The 14097-nt window shown below is 69.7% G+C and carries 11 protein-coding genes and 1 pseudogene; 5 read left to right on the top strand and 7 right to left on the bottom strand.

From position 1 onward, the window contains the following. Positions 1-20: 20 nt before the first annotated feature. Positions 21-2816, bottom strand: coding sequence for an FAD-binding and (Fe-S)-binding domain-containing protein (locus A6A27_RS34100; protein WP_073838775.1), 2796 nt, complete (start codon positions 2814-2816; stop codon positions 21-23). Between the two features lie 184 nt (positions 2817-3000). On the opposite strand from A6A27_RS34100, the gene A6A27_RS34105 reads away from it, so the two are divergent. Next, a complete protein-coding gene (locus tag A6A27_RS34105) occupies positions 3001-3855 on the top strand; it encodes a S1 family peptidase (RefSeq protein WP_073838776.1) in 855 nt (284 codons plus the stop codon). Positions 3856-3953: 98 nt separating this feature from the next. On the opposite strand, the gene A6A27_RS34110 is transcribed toward A6A27_RS34105, so the two are convergent. Further along, positions 3954-5132 carry a PstS family phosphate ABC transporter substrate-binding protein gene (locus tag A6A27_RS34110; RefSeq protein ID WP_198940567.1) on the bottom strand — a complete coding sequence of 393 codons (1179 nt, stop codon included), beginning with the start codon at positions 5130-5132 and terminating at the stop codon, positions 3954-3956. An 868-nt stretch (positions 5133-6000) separates the two neighbouring features. On the opposite strand from A6A27_RS34110, the gene A6A27_RS34115 reads away from it, so the two are divergent. Continuing rightward, positions 6001-6360 carry a hypothetical protein gene (locus A6A27_RS34115; protein WP_073838777.1) on the top strand — a complete coding sequence of 120 codons (360 nt, stop codon included), beginning with the start codon at positions 6001-6003 and terminating at the stop codon, positions 6358-6360. Between the two features lie 30 nt (positions 6361-6390). Here the strand turns inward: A6A27_RS34115 and A6A27_RS45335 are convergent, their stop codons facing one another. Both A6A27_RS45335 and A6A27_RS45340 read right to left on the bottom strand, forming a co-directional pair. Further along, positions 6391-7089: a zinc ribbon domain-containing protein gene (locus A6A27_RS45335; protein ID WP_198940568.1), complete on the bottom strand. Its 699-nt coding sequence runs from the start codon at positions 7087-7089 to the stop codon at positions 6391-6393. A 75-nt stretch (positions 7090-7164) separates the two neighbouring features. After that, entirely contained in the window at positions 7165-8277 is a 1113-nt protein-coding gene (locus A6A27_RS45340) for a hypothetical protein (RefSeq protein WP_198940569.1), read from the bottom strand. 583 nt (positions 8278-8860) lie between these two features. Between A6A27_RS45340 and A6A27_RS34125 the strand changes: the two genes are divergently transcribed. Both A6A27_RS34125 and A6A27_RS34130 read left to right on the top strand, forming a co-directional pair. Then, positions 8861-9043: a hypothetical protein gene (locus A6A27_RS34125; protein ID WP_241825591.1), complete on the top strand. Its 183-nt coding sequence runs from the start codon at positions 8861-8863 to the stop codon at positions 9041-9043. An 87-nt stretch (positions 9044-9130) separates the two neighbouring features. Then, positions 9131-9439: a hypothetical protein gene (locus A6A27_RS34130; protein WP_083673094.1), complete on the top strand. Its 309-nt coding sequence runs from the start codon at positions 9131-9133 to the stop codon at positions 9437-9439. 49 nt (positions 9440-9488) lie between these two features. Here A6A27_RS34130 and A6A27_RS34135 read toward each other — a convergent pair. Together A6A27_RS34135 and A6A27_RS34140 are read right to left on the bottom strand one after the other, a co-directional pair. Further along, positions 9489-10118 (bottom strand): annotated as a pseudogene (locus A6A27_RS34135) (transposase family protein); the annotation flags it as partial. Positions 10119-10346: 228 nt separating this feature from the next. Beyond that, positions 10347-11537, bottom strand: a complete 1191-nt coding sequence (locus A6A27_RS34140) for a cytochrome P450 family protein (RefSeq protein WP_073838779.1) — start codon at positions 11535-11537, stop codon at positions 10347-10349. 476 nt (positions 11538-12013) lie between these two features. Here A6A27_RS34140 and A6A27_RS34145 point away from each other — a divergent pair, with 476 nt between their 5' ends. Next, complete coding sequence (locus tag A6A27_RS34145; protein ID WP_073838780.1) at positions 12014-12826, top strand: AfsR/SARP family transcriptional regulator; 813 nt, start codon at positions 12014-12016, stop codon at positions 12824-12826. Here A6A27_RS34145 and A6A27_RS34150 read toward each other — a convergent pair. Continuing rightward, the gene (locus A6A27_RS34150; protein ID WP_073838781.1) at positions 12796-14076 is read right to left on the bottom strand and encodes a cytochrome P450; all 1281 of its coding nucleotides are present in this window, start codon (positions 14074-14076) and stop codon (positions 12796-12798) included. The two genes, A6A27_RS34145 and A6A27_RS34150, sit on opposite strands and share 31 nt — an antisense overlap. Positions 14077-14097: the final 21 nt, after the last annotated feature.

A 14097-nucleotide genomic window follows, 5' to 3' on the forward strand; every position in this document is an offset into this window, starting at 1 on the left:
TCGGCGGCCAGGCGAAGGCCTCAGGCCGTCGCGTCAGCCAGGAGTTCAAGCAGGTGGCGGTACGGTTGCCCAGTCGCCCGGGCCATCCCGATCTCACAGGTCCGGTTGACCGAGGCGTACCCGTCGAAGGGCCGGGCGGACACGGCCGCCGCCTCCTCGCGGGTGGCCGCGGCGGTCAGCTCCGGGTGCAGCAGCCCGCGGTCCCCGGCGAAGCCGCAGCACTGCCATCCGTCCGGAACCACGACCTCGTCGGCGATCGCCCGGGCCACGGTGAGCAGCGCCTCGTCCAGCCCCAGCCGGGTCGACGAGCAGGTCGGGTGCAGCGCGAGGGCGCCGAGCCGGCGCCGCACGGTAAGCCGGGGCAGCAGCTCCGCGGCGGCGTACGCGACGGCGTCGACCACCCGCAGCGGACCGGCCTCGGCGAGCAGCTTGGCGAAGCCCTCGGTGCAGGAGGCCGCGTCGCTGACCACGGGCAGCGCCCCGTCGCGGCTGGCCGCCCGCAGCGCCGGCGGCACCCGGTCGTGGACGCGCTGGTAGCCGGCGGTGAGGCCCTTGGACGACCAGGGTGTGCCGCAGCACATGGTGGCCACCCCGTCCGGCACGAGCAGGCGCACCCCGGCCCGCGCGGCCAGGGTGAGCACGGCGGCGGCGACACCCGACCCGCCCTCGGCGGGTGCGAAGAGCGTGCCCAGGCAGGACGGGACAAAGACCGCGTCCGGCTCGTCGACCGGGCGCGGCCGGCGGACCTGGCCACCGCGGGGCAGGTCGCGTCGCCACTGCGGGACCCGGTCGGCGCCGAGCACGGCGCGGGCCGCGCGGGTGGCCACCTCGGGGAGCGCGGGCGGCAGCGCGCCGGCCAGGTCCAGGCCGCGGGCCATGCCCCGGGTGGCCGCGCCCCACCGGTTGGCCGCCCCGCGCCAACCGGCCTGCGCCACGCTGCCGGTGCGGTCGCCGCGCAGCCGTTTCACCAGGTCGCCGGTGTTGATGAGGACTGGGCAGGCGGTCGCGCACATGCCGTCGACCGCGCAGGTGTCGACCGCGTCGTAGTCGTAGGCGTCCGCCAGCTCCCGGGCCAACGCGAGGTCGCCGTCGGCGCGGGCGGCGGCGATCTCCCGACGCAGCACGATCCGCTGCCTCGGTGTGGTGGTCAGGTCGCGGCTGGGGCAGACCGGCTCGCAGTAGCCGCACTCGACGCAGCGGTCCACCTCGGGTTCGACCGTGGGCACGGTCTTCAGGTGCCGCAGGTGGACGTCGGGGTCGTCGCTGAGCAGCACCCCCGGGTTGAGCACCCCGTCGGGGTCGCAGAGCGTCTTCACCTCGCGCATCACCGCGTACAACTCGTCGCCGAACTGGCGCCGCACGTACGGGGCCATCACCCGGCCGGTGCCGTGCTCGGCCTTGAGCGTGCCGCCGTGGCCGAGGACCAGATCCACCATCTCCTCGGTGAAGTCGGCGTACCGGGCCGGGGCCTCGCCGTGCGCGAACCGCTCGTTGAGCATGAAATGCAGGTTGCCGTCCTTGGCGTGGCCGAAGATCACGCTCTCCTCGTACCGGTGCCGGTCGAAGAGGTCGGCGAGCGCGGCGCAGGTGTCGGCGAGCGCCGCCACCGGGACGGCGATGTCCTCCAACAGGGCGGTGGTGCCCGAGGGGCGGGCGCCGGCGACGGCCGCGTACAGGCCCTTGCGGATGTGCCAGAGCGCGGCGCGGGCGGCCGCCTCGCCGCTGAGCCGGGCCGGGGTGGTCAGCGGCAGCTCGGCCAGCACCGGTCCGGCCGCCGCCACCCGCTCGGCGAGCGCGTCCGGGTCGGACTCCTGCCACTCCACGAGCAGCGCAGCGTGGTCGCGGACCGCGAGGCCGCGCAGCGCGGCGTCCGCCTTCGGGTCGCGCTGGGCGACCCGCAGCGCGGCGGCGTCGAGCAGTTCGATCGCCGCCGGCCCGGCGGCCACCAGCACCGGCATCGCCGCCATCGCGGCGGCCAGGGTGTCGAAGACCAACAGGCCGGTGGCGGCGTGCCGGTGCGCCGGTACGGTGCGGAAGGTGGCCGCCGCGACGAACGCGAGGGTGCCCTCGCTGCCGACCACCAGGCGGGTGAGCAGGTCCGCGGGCGAGTCGTGGTCGAGGAAGGCGTTCACCCCGTACCCCATGGTGTTCTTCATGGCGTACTGGGCGCGGATGCGGCGCACCGAGTCGGGGTTGCCGCGGACCCGGTCGCGTAGCCGCAGCAGGCCGGCGTGCAGCTCCGGCTCGGTGGCCCGGAGCCGGGCGTCGGCGTCCGGGGCGCCGGTGTCCAGCACCGTGCCGCTGGGCAGCACCAGCAGCAGCGACTCCAGCGTCCGGTAGGTGTTGAACTCGGTGCCGCAGGTCATCCCGCTGGAGTTGTTGGCGACCACACCGCCGACCGTGCAGGCGGACTCGCTGGCCGGGTCCGGCCCGAGCCGCCAGCCGTACGGGGCGAGCCGGTTGTTCACCTGCCGCAGGACCACCCCGGGCTGCACCCGGACCCGGCGGCCGTCGTCGAGCACCGTCAGCCCGCGGAAGTGCCGGCGGGTGTCGACGAGGAGCTGGTCGCTGACCGCCTGCCCGCTGAGGCTGGTGCCGCCGGAGCGGAAGGTCAGCGGCGTGCCGGTCTGCCGGCTGTGTCGCAGCAGCGCGGCGACCTGGTCGGCGTTGGTCGGGGTGACCACCGCGCGGGGGTGCAGCAGGTAGTGGGAGGCGTCGTGGGCCAGCCGGAGCCGGTCGGCGGCCCGGGTCCGCACCCCGCCGGGGACCGCCGCCTCCAGCCCGGCCAGCAGCGTCCCAGTCATCTCCGGCGTCATCGCCCACCTCCCCGGTTCCACCCTAACCAGCGGTGATCCGGCAGCAATCGACCCCTTGCAATTTGCATCGACGTGGATGGATACTCGCGGCTGAAGCGTTCGCCGAGGTCAACCCCGACGCGCTCCCCGGCGACGTCCGAGGCGCCGACGCAACCGGTGGCCAGCACCCTCCAAGGAGGAGACCGTGAGAATCCGCCGACTCACCCCACTGCTCGCCGCGGCCGTCGGGCTGGTGGCCGCCGGCGCGTTCACCGTGCCGGGCGCCGCCTCGGCCGCCCCGCAGACCTACACCGCCGACCAGCTCGCCCGGGTCGAGGCCGCCGTCGGCGCCTCCGGAGTGGAGGGCATCGCCTGGCACCTGGACAGGGCGTCCGGCCGGGTCTTGGTGACCGCCGACGAGAGCGTCTCCGCCGCCGAACTCGCCACGCTCAAGAAGAGCGCCGGCGCCCAGGCGGGCGCGATCCGGGTCGACCGGGCCCGGGGCACCTTCCGCCCGCTGCTGTCGGCCGGCAATGCCATCTACGGCGGCGGCTACCGCTGCTCCCTCGGCTTCAACGTGGTCAAGGGGAGCACCTACTACTTCCTCACCGCCGGGCACTGCGGCAACGTGGCCAACACCTGGTACACCAACTCGAGCCAGAGCACCCTCATCGGCCCGACCGTCGGCTCCAGCTTCCCGGGCAACGACTACGCCCTGGTCCGCTACGACAACACGTCGCTGACCCACCCGGGCGGCTACACCGCCGCGAACGCGTTCGTCGGTGAGGCGGTCAAGCGCACCGGCTCGACCACCGGCACGCACAGCGGCACGGTGACCGCCCTGAACGTCACGGTCCGCTACGTCGGCAGCGGCACCGTGAAGGGCATGATCCAGACCACCGTCTGCGCCGAGCCGGGCGACTCCGGCGGCCCGCTCTACGACGGCACCAAGGCGCTGGGCATCACCTCCGGCGGCAGCGGTGACTGCCGGTCCGGCGGCACCACCTTCTACCAGCCCGTCCCGGAGGCGGCCAGCGCCTACGGCGTGACCGTCTACTGACCCACCGCCCCGGTCAGCCCACCGCTGTAACGGTAGGCCCGACACCGCGACAATGGCCTTCCCGGCTGCCGCACGCCGGGAAGGCCATTGTTGATCGATTACCGGAGCATCTCTCTGCTTCGGACTACCTGCTCGGACCGGAGCGGCAGGTAGATCCCCTGGGCTCTGACGATCTGCTGGCCCTGTTCGCTGAGGATCAGGCGGAGGAGCTCTGCGAAGATTGGGTTCACCGGTCGCTGCGGGTCACGGTTGAAGTTCAGATAGATCAGCCGACTCAGCGGGTATTCCGCAGTGGCGACGTTCTCGTAGGTCGGCGCGTATACCGGACTGTTGTTGTGATCGGACAGGGCCAGCATCTTCACCGGCTGATCCACGTACGCCAAACCGGTGTAGCCAAGGGCGTACCTGTCGTTGGCGATATGCTCGGCAACCTTGAAGACGGTGCTCTCCCAGGTGACGTCCGGATCCTTCGGGACACCCGGGGCGGCAACGCCGGAGCGCCATTCACCGCGGTTACCGTTGTAGTTCAGCACCCGCTGGCGGGTGAATTCCTCGAAGCCGTTCCACGGCGCAATGCCATAGATGTGGATCGGCTTGTCCGCCCACTCGCCGGTGAGCCCCAGGTCGCCCCAGGTCCGGATCGGCGCACCGCCGCGGTGACGCGTGGTCGACAGGATGGCGTCGAGCTGGTCGAATGACAGCCTTCCGATCGGATTGTCCTTGTGCACAGCAAAGCCGATGGCGTCCAGGAATCCATAATGCCGGTAGCTGCCACCTGAAATCGGCACGCTGAACGGGTCGTAGCCGAAGGCCTCGCGGAAGCCGGAGACATCCGTGGGTTTGAGCTCCCGGGACACGAAGACACAGTCCAGATTGCCCTCGATCAACTCCAGGGCACCCAGGCTGCCGGCGTAGGGCGGGTCGACCGAGATGTTGACCTTCGGGTAGTACTCCTTCAGTTTGGCGATCCACGCCTTCGCGAGGCCGGGCAGGACGTCAGACGAGGCGCATTTCAGGTCACCCCTGAGTTCGTTGCCCTGGTACGCGGGCTGGAAGGTGGGTAGGGCGGGGTCAAGGGACGGCTGGAGCAACTCCGGTTGCGGCAGGGCACGGCCGTGCTCTCGCCCCCTCGCCTTCTCTTCCTCGGTGAGTGGGATGTTCGTCGGCAGATGCGGAACGCCCCAGGAGACCAGCCCTGCCGAGGAGTCGTTACCAGTCGCCTGCACGACGGTTGCGCCACTGACTGCGAGGACGGAAACCAGACCGAGGACGCTCACGCCCCGTGAGAGTCTGTTCATGATGGGATCTCAACTCACTTTCCGGAGAAATCTGACACAGCTTGCCTCGGATTCCGCGAGGAACCGACACCATTGGCCAGTCGACCAATGGTCGGCCACGTGGCGAGTGCGATGCCTCGCCAGGACGGAACAACAGCTCCGGCAATTAAGATCCTGGGCGATCACCCGGTTTCCATGCGACGTTCGGTCGTTGTCCACCGTTCACTCGGCCGGCGCAATCATGGCGGGGCGGGGCCGAATGGACAATCATGTCCATTGTGTTTCATAGATGTTATGGATGGCCTTGACCGCAGACTCTAGGCATGTATGCCGACACCGCGCATCCCTTGTGTAATTTATGACCATAGATTTCGTAGCGGTTGCTGTCGGGCGCGTCGAGCACCCGGATAAAAGGTCCGCGAGCCCGGACGCCGGTCAACGTCCACGAGCTGACCGCCGCAGGTGTCAACGCCAGCGGCCAACGAGAGGCCCGCAGTCGGCGGCCAACCCGGCGAACGTTGGTGGACGGCGCACCAGCGCCCGCCCGTCGGCCCCGGCAAGCGACCGTCGGGTCCCCGTCAGCCGAAAGACCTGAGTAGACGTTCAACCACCCCAGACGGATCGGGGCGCCCGTCGTCGGACCCATGGTTGTGGGGGATACAGCACGCCCAGCTGTCGTTCCGCGCCGGCAAGGGCTTCGAGCTGGTCGACCGCAGCGCCGACGGGCCGAACCTCAGCTACGCCGAGGGCAGCAAGCCGTACGCCGACCTCGGTGTGCGGGAGCTGCGCGCGAGCGCCCTGCGCGTGCGCGGCGGCCTGTCGCTGACCGCCGAGGGCAACCTCGGTCCGGGCCAGCGGCGGGGTCACCGTGTTCAGGGACGGCACCGGCAACGGGGACCTGACCGTCCAGGGCAACGCGTGGGTGAACGGGAACCTCACCCTGCCCAACTGGAGCTGGATCAACGGCGGCACCCGGCTGCACATCGGCGGTCCGGAACGCCTGCACCTGCTCAACGCCGCCGGCGTGTACGTCGGCTTCGGTGGGGTCGCCGGCAACGACAGCGGCTGCCTCTGGGTCGAGAACCGCAGCTCCTTCGGCGGCGACATGCGGGTGACCGGCAAGATGGTCGTCGGCCCGGCGACGCCGCCGCTGGCCTCGTGGAGCGGCGGCGGGCATCAGCACCTTCGACCTGTTCTCCTCCGGCGCCATCTACCTCGGACTCAGTGAGTCCAGCGGCTACACCATCAGCGTCCCTGATCAGCTTAGTGATCCTGAGTCGGATTGAGTTTCCGGGATCGTTTCCCACCGTGGTGGGGAGGCGTGGGCGTGGAAGTGGAATCCCGCGCCCAACGCGGCTCCGCGTGGCTGGTGGCCGATGGTGGGTGTGCTGATCGTCGTCACGCCTTGGTGTCGGTGGGCTGCGCGGGGCAGCCTCCGGTCCGTTGGTGCGTGTCCCTCCGGACGCTTACCCGCCCGGCTGTGGGGCCGGGTGGGGGAGGGTGCCCTGCGTCGCCTGGGCGCGGGGCGTGATGGCTTGCGCCGGGTGGGGCCAGCCTTCGACCGGTCCCCCCGGCAGGTCTTCGTGATGACCGCCGATGCTTCGAGTTTGTCGACCACGGCGCGGATGACCATCTGACCGCTGGCCTTGTCGGTGACGGTCTTGGCCTGGTGGGTGAGGCCGCGGGCGGCGATGCGCCGCCATGCTCCGTGGTCGCGGTCGCCCTGCCAGCGGCAGGACTGGTGGGGGCAGATCGCCCACTTCCAGCCTGGGGTGGTGGGCTTGTCGGGGGCCTTACAGTGCCGTAGCGGTGTCAGGCACTGGGGGCAGTGCTTCGAGGTGTTGCGGGCGGGGACGGTGACCACGGCGATACCCGCCTCGGCGGCGAGGTGCCGCATCCGGTCGACGATCTGCCCGCGCACCTGCTGCGACAGCCGAGTGTTAAGTGTGGCGCCCATGCCCCGCGCTTCCAACGACCGCAGGTCCTCGACGTAGATGACGGTCGCCCGGGAGGCGATGGCCTGGTCGACGGCCTATCTGGCGGCGGCCCACGAGAGGGCGGCGTTCAGGTTCTGGCGGCGGTCGGAGACGTGCCGGATCTCGGCGCGCAGCACCTCGTGCTTGCCGACGAGGTGATGCCGCTCGTCACGGCCGGCGAGGCGTTGGTAGTGGTCGGCTTTGGCGTGCAGCCGCTCACTGTGCCGGCGCAGGCGGTGCTGTTTGGCGAGGACCCCGGCGGCGCGGAACTGGCCACCGGCCCCCAACGCGGTGATCCGCCCGTCCTCGTGCCGGCGCAGGGCTCCCGCGCCGAGGAGAGTGTTCAGCCCCCAGTCCACCCCGAGCGCGACAGTGTGGCCGGTCCGCCGGGCCTTCGGCACCGGGTGGCTGTATGCCAGGTCGGCGTGCACCTGCCGGCCGGTCACGCGCAGGGTGGGCAGGTGCAGCACCGCGCCCGCGGGGACCGTGGGCGGCAGCAGGATCGGACAGGCCACCCACGTCCAATCCCGATACGCTCTCGGATCTGGCCGGGTGGGAAGCTGCAACCGCAGCAACACCCTCCCGGGTTCGGTGTCGCTGCGTTCGATGGTGGCCTGCTGCCGATCACACGCGGCCAACAGCAGCATCCGCGCGACCCTCGGGACGCCTTCAAGCTCGAGCACGTCCACCGGCAGACGCCCAGTGACGGCAAGGAACTTCGCAGCCTGCCGCGTGCGGGACTTGACGATGCTGGACGGCAGATGCTCCCCGCCCGGAACCGCCTTGCGTACCTGCTCCCACTCCTGCACGGTGCGCTCACGAGGATCGGCCGGCCACGTCGCCAGCACCCCGCCGGTCAGATCAGCACGCCACGACGCCGAACGAAGTGCCCGCCCCGCCTGCTCCTGCGCCATCCGCACGATCCGGTCATTGACCCTCACACCCTCAGGCGCGGTGGCGGTCCAGCCCAAGCGTCGCAGCGCCATCCACGCGTTCGACGGAAGCTTCCGGCCACCCGCGTCCTGTCCGGAGGCCAACGCCTCCACATCCGCGCAGTTCCACCGCTCCGCCAACAGGCCGGACACCATGCCCACCACCAGATCGGCACACCAGCCAACACGTTGCGCCAGCACCGCCTGCGACAGAACCTCACCGCTCTCCTCGTCCACCCCTGATCGGAGCAAAGCACGGGCGCAAGCGGTGCGGGAGGTCAAGCCCCCGGCCAGCGGCAGCTTCCCGGTCACCGGCTCATCGCCCCGCCATCGATCCAAGAGAACCCACGATCACAACCGGCCCACCTCACCGGAATCTCCCCCGAACCAGCCCAAAAGCGAAGCGCCACGGTCCACACGGTTAACCTAGGATCACCGACGATTCCTAATCAAGTTGGTCAGCCTGGCGAGGGGCTGCAACAGCTCCGGATGCAAGCTCGCGGCGGCGCCCAACGCCCTCAGCAGACCCGGCTGCCGCAGCCGAAGCTCGAACCGCCCGGCCTCGACGCTGATGGCCACCTCGCTGCCGGGGGAATGCCGAGTCGACGGCGGCCGCGAGCCTGGCATGGTCCCCGATCTCCCGGATCGTCTGCAGGGCGGTGGGGTCCGCGCTGTCATGGCCGAGCACGAGGGTACGGCTGCCGATCTGCGCCCTACGCGCCGGCGCGTCGGCGTCGGTGCGCAGATGGTCGTAGAAACGCCAGGACCGCATCATGTTCGAGGCGGTGCCGTTGTCCAACGAACGCATTACACTCGTCTCGTGGGTTACGACTGGCTTCCCGAGGCCCTGGCCGCGCTGGCAGGCGTCGAGCCGTACGAGGTCGCGCAGGTGCTCGCGGCCCGGCGGCGTCTGCCGCTGGCTGCCAGCAGCGGCGGCGTGCCGTTCATCGCGGTCATGGGACGCACCCAGGCCGGAAGGCCCTTGGTCGTGGCCGGTCCGTAAGGTCGGCGACATCGACCAGCAGATCATCGGGGCCCGGGACATGACCCCGGCGGAGCTGAAGCGGTTCGAGGCATGGGAGATGAACGCATGAGCGAGGACATGGTCCGGGCGGCTGAGGCGTTCGCCCGCGGTGAGGTCGAGTACGACGAGACCGCTCAGGTCGAGCTGCCGCCGGCGCCCGAAACCGAGCCGATGGTGATGCGTGGAGTACGCCTGCCGGTCGACCTGGACCAGCGGGTACGCGCCGCCGCCGACGCCGCCGGCGTGAAGGCATCCACCCTTATCCGCGAGTGGATCGAGCTGGGGCTGACCGAGCTGGAGAACGACCGACCCGTGTCCCTGTCCGCGCTGCGCCGCGCGATCGCCCACGCCACCCAGGCCGGGCGCGCGGCCTGACCGAGCGCGAACATTCACGCCCAGCCGCCCTCTCAGGACGGCTCGATCGAGCATCACGCGTGCGGCCTTCGACCTGGGCGAGCAGGCCCTGCCCACCGGACAGATCCACAAAGCCGACGTGCCATCGGTCGGCGGTGGTGGTCCACGAGGCGGCCGGTTCGTCGTAGCTCCAGCGGGCCTTGCCCCGGCGGACCTCGTCGATTCCCAGCACCTCGACTGGGTCCGGCTCGTCGGGCAGCACTGCGGTGGCGTGTGCGGTGAAGGCGGCCGCCACGATCGGCCAAGAGATGCCGTGGTCGCGGGCGGCCCGCACGATCGTCCGGCCAGCATCGGCAACCGCCGTCCCGGCCGCCTCACGCAGCCGGCAGGTCAACCGCGACCGGGCCGGGACCTGCACCACCTGCTCGGTGAACGACTTCCGCGGACACCGGACCGTCAGGCAGTACCAGCGTCGCTTCCGCCAGCGCAGTCGCACGGGCCGCCCGCCCACCGGCAGGTCCCGCAGCCTGGTCGTGGTCCATTGCTTCACCCGGGTCGCCCGCTGCCCGCACCGCGTGCAACATCGTGCCTGCTCATCACCGGTGGACACGTCCACTAGCGGGACACCATCGGCGTCCAGCTCGACTCGCTCCACCATCAGGCCGTCCAAGCCCAGCAGCCGGGCCGTATCGTGGACCATGAGCGCAGCTCTTCACTTTGAGACCATCCGAACCAGACACTCAGATGATCGCTGATGAGCTGCGAGCTCTTCACATCCGGACCCAATCCAACGCGAATCCCGCTCAACTTCGAACAGCCACCATGCTCGAGGCCAGGCAGGCCCGGTCGATGTGCACTTCGGTCAGGTCCAGCCCGGGGCTGGCCAGGTCAACGGCGATGTCGTCGGTGACAGTTCGGGGATCGAGGATTAGGACAACAAGAGCGGCAATTTGTCCAGCCGGTGTATGAATGGCGCCTGACTCCAGGTTAGTTCGGCAGCGGGAACCGCGAGCCTCAGATCCGGGAAGCGCTTGAGCAAGGTCCCGATAGCCAGCTCGCCTTCCAGCCGAGCCAGCGGAGCTCCCAGGCAGAAGTGGATCCCGTGGCCGAAGGCAAGGTGTCGACCTTTCGTTCGGGCCAGGTCGAATCGGGAGGGGTCCGAGAACTGGGAGTCGTTCCGGTTGGCTGCCTGGAGGCTGATGACGACGAGGTCGCCTGCCGAGATGCGCGTCCCGCCGATGTCAAACGAATTGACTGCGGCCCGGAAGTTGGCCACCGGAACGGGGCTTTCCAGGCGCAAGAACTCTTCGATCGCTGCGGGGAGCAGGCTGGGGTCCGCGCGCAGCTGCGCGGCTCGATCGGGCTTCTGCATGAGCAAGTACACGCCGTTGCCGATCAGGCTCAGGGTTGTGTCGTGTCCAGCGACGATCATCAAGAAGATCGTCGCGGTGAGCTCGTTCGCGCTGAGGGCGTCGTTTTCGTCCCTGGCCCGTATGAGCGCGGAGATCAGGCCCTCGTCGGGATCGTCGCGCCTTTGCGCGATCAGGTCGCGCAGGTATTCCACAAATTCTGTGGCAGCCCGCACCGGGAAGTCGGGCATGCCAAGGCGGGATATGATTGTTCGGGACCAGGCCCGGACCTGCGGCCGGTCGGCTTCGGGGATGCCCAGCAGTTCGGTGATGACCAGGATCGGCAACGGTGCGGCGAACTCGGCCATCAGGTCGACCTGATCGTGCTGCGCGAAGCCGTCGATCAGCTCGTCGGTCAGTCGGCTGATCCACGGTCGCATAGCTTCGACGCGACGGGCGGTGAAGGCTTTGGACACCAGGCGACGAAGGCGCGTGTGGTCCGGCTGATCGGAGTTGGTCAGACTCTTCAGCAGGGCGTCCCGCATGTCTGGGCTGAGCGCTCCGCCGTCGAGTCCCCCGGTCGCCAACGCCGTCGAGAGGTTGTCGTCGTTCAGCGCCGCGACGGCCTCGTCGTAGCCAACCACCAACCAGACCGGCATTCCGTTGGGCAGTGTCGCACGGTGTACCGGCCCTTGCTTCTGAAGGTCGGTCCTTGTGTCCGGGTCTGTGAGCACGTCGTTTAACGCGATGCTATCGCCGCGATGGTCCACAGCAGCTCCCTTCGAAGTGGATTGATTTCCCCCGCTTGACGGCCTGTTTGCGCCCTCGCGGGTTGGAAGTCGACGCTAATCCATCGCTTGGGCAAAGACGACAGTCAGAGGGCTCTATTTGGAAAGCCAGGGTGCGGGCCAGTATGCGGACCAGGGCTTTCCCCGGGCGCGACGGCCGTCATGGGCCGCAACGGTGGGCCCGGTAGATGCCGGTGACCTTGACCGGCCACTGACAGCAAGAGGAGGAGTTGCAGGCCCGACGTCTCCGCGATGAACGACGGCTGACGTTCGCAGTGGTACGAGCCCCGTTACGACGTTGGTGTGCTTACGCTCTCCCGCGGCGGCACAGCCTCAGCTACCGGTGTTGTAACCGGGCCTTTCCAGGACGCCGCCAAGCGGCGTCTGGGCCCGTCGCAGGCCGTGCTGATCAGGATACACCGCTACGGCCGCCGGCCCAGCGGAGAAAGGATTCACCGATGCGCAACCTGACGGGCAGGCCGACCCGCATCACATGCCTGGGGCAGTGGTCCATCGAGAGCGGCGGACGCCATGAGGTTGTTCGCCCCAGTAGGCGAGCTCAGCTGTTCGCTCTGCTGCTGATCAACGCCGACCGGATCGTACCCACCCGGGAGTTGATCGCCGAGGTGTGGCCGGAAGACGCGTCCGGCGACCTAGTCAACGACCTGTACGCACACGTCACCCGTCTGCGCGCGGATCTGCAGCGGTGGGGCGGCGGCAGCGGCCTGCGGTTGGCGACCTGCCGGCCAGGGTACCGGCTCGAGCTCGGTGCAGCGGAGCTGGACCTCAACCGGTTCCGTGACCTCGCCGCGCAGGCGGCGCAGTTGCGCGAACACGCGCCGCACGCGTCGCTGTCCACGGCCAGGCGGGCGTTGGCGATCTGGCCGGGAACCCCGTTTCCCGGCGTCGAGTTGGGCCCGGCCGCGTCGATCGCGAAGGTCCGGCTGGAGGAGGAGCACCTCAACCTCATGATCGGCACCTTCGATCTGGCACTGGATCTGGGTCAGGACGCGATGCTGATCCCGGACCTTGAGGAGCTCACCTACCGCTACCCGTACTGCGAGCGGTTCTATGACCAGTTGATGGTCGCGCACTATCGGGCGGGGCGCCCGGACGGGGTGATGCGCACCTACCATCGGCTGGTCCAGGTTCTGGCCGACGACCTCGGTCTGACACCCAGCCCGGCGTTGCAGCGCCGGTATGTGGCGATCTTGCGTCACGAGGATTCCATGGAGGTCGGTCATCGATCGGTCGCCACCGTGCCGGCGTGAGTCGCCTGCCTGGCACGGTGGCGCCCGGGTTCGTGTGCCGGCATCAGCCGCACCGGGGTGTGGGCGAATCCGTTGAGGATGTTGGAGTGGGTGTAGCGAAGGGGGCCGTCGATGACGACCTCAGCGACCTGCGGGCGGAACGCGGACAGCAGCGCGGTGATCTCCAGCCGGGCGAGCGCCGCACCGATGCAGTGGTGTGGGCCGTGCCCGAAGGCGACGTGGCGGTTGCCGGTGCGGCCGACGTCGAAGCGGTACGGGTCAGGGAATTGACGGGCATCCCGGTTAGCCGATGGCAACCACGCGGCCACCACGTCGCCGGGCTCGATCACAGCCCCGCCCAGGACGCATTCCGACAGTGCCGTACGCGACACACCGAGCGCAGGCGAGGTCCACCGTAGGATCTCCTCCACCGCGCTGGGAATCAGCGACGAGTCCGCCCGGATGCGCCGCCACTGATCGGCATGCTGACCGAAGGCCACCACCGCCCCGGACAGCGCCAACCGGGTTGTCTCGTTCGCGGCCACCAGCAGGCTTAGCAGATTGAGGACCACATCCTCGCGCCTGACCGAGCCGTCCGCGCCAGCGCCGAGCAGGGCGGAGACCACGTCATCGCCGGGGCGTGCCGTCCGTTCACGCACCAGCGCCTCGAAGTATTCGATGATCTCCGCGCGGACGACCGTCGCCTGGTGGGTGGCCACCGCCCGCGGCACGCCGGGCTCGGCCAGCAGCACGCCGTTGGCCAGGCGGGACAGCGTTGGTGCTTCGCTCGGTGGTAGTCCGAAGATGCGGCAGGCCACCAATACCGGTACCCGCCAGGCGATCTCCTGGGCGAAGTCGATCCGTTCACCGAGCCGGTCGGCGACACTCGACCGGAAGTCGTCCAATAGGGCCGGAAGGTAGGGCTCATGCCAGGCAGAGCTGAAATAGGACTGCATGGACGCCCGTAGGGCCCGGCGCCGCTCACCGTCGGTGGCCACCAGCATCCGTTGGCCGGCCGGGTCCGGGTTGTCCGGGCCGAAGCCCAGGAACGATCCGTACCGCGAGGAAAAGTTGGTGTCGTTACCCAGCACCTGACGGACTTCGGGCCAGTTGAGCACAGACCAGAAGCTCGCGCCGAGCATCGTCGACCGGGTTGCCACCACCGGGCCCGAGGTCCGTAGCTCGTCCCAGACCTGCCAGGGTGGCCCGGCGTCATAGGTCGCCGGATCCCCGAGATCGAGCCGGCCGTCATCCGCTGCTGCATTGCTCACCGCACCAGCATCGCCGTGCTG

It is taken from the genome of Micromonospora sp. CB01531 (assembly GCF_001905095.1).
GTDB lineage: Bacteria > Actinomycetota > Actinomycetes > Mycobacteriales > Micromonosporaceae > Micromonospora.

Bases quoted from the DNA above. Each gene is read 5' to 3' on its own strand.
- A6A27_RS34100 (WP_073838775.1), bottom strand. From the start codon at position 2,816: ATGACGCCGGAGATGACTGGGACGCTGCTGGCCGGGCTGGAGGCGGCG.
- A6A27_RS34130 (WP_083673094.1), top strand. From the start codon at position 9,131: ATGAGCGAGGACATGGTCCGGGCGGCTGAGGCGTTCGCCCGCGGTGAG.
- A6A27_RS34145 (WP_073838780.1), top strand. From the start codon at position 12,014: ATGCGCAACCTGACGGGCAGGCCGACCCGCATCACATGCCTGGGGCAG.
- A6A27_RS45335 (WP_198940568.1), bottom strand. From the start codon at position 7,089: ATGGGCGCCACACTTAACACTCGGCTGTCGCAGCAGGTGCGCGGGCAG.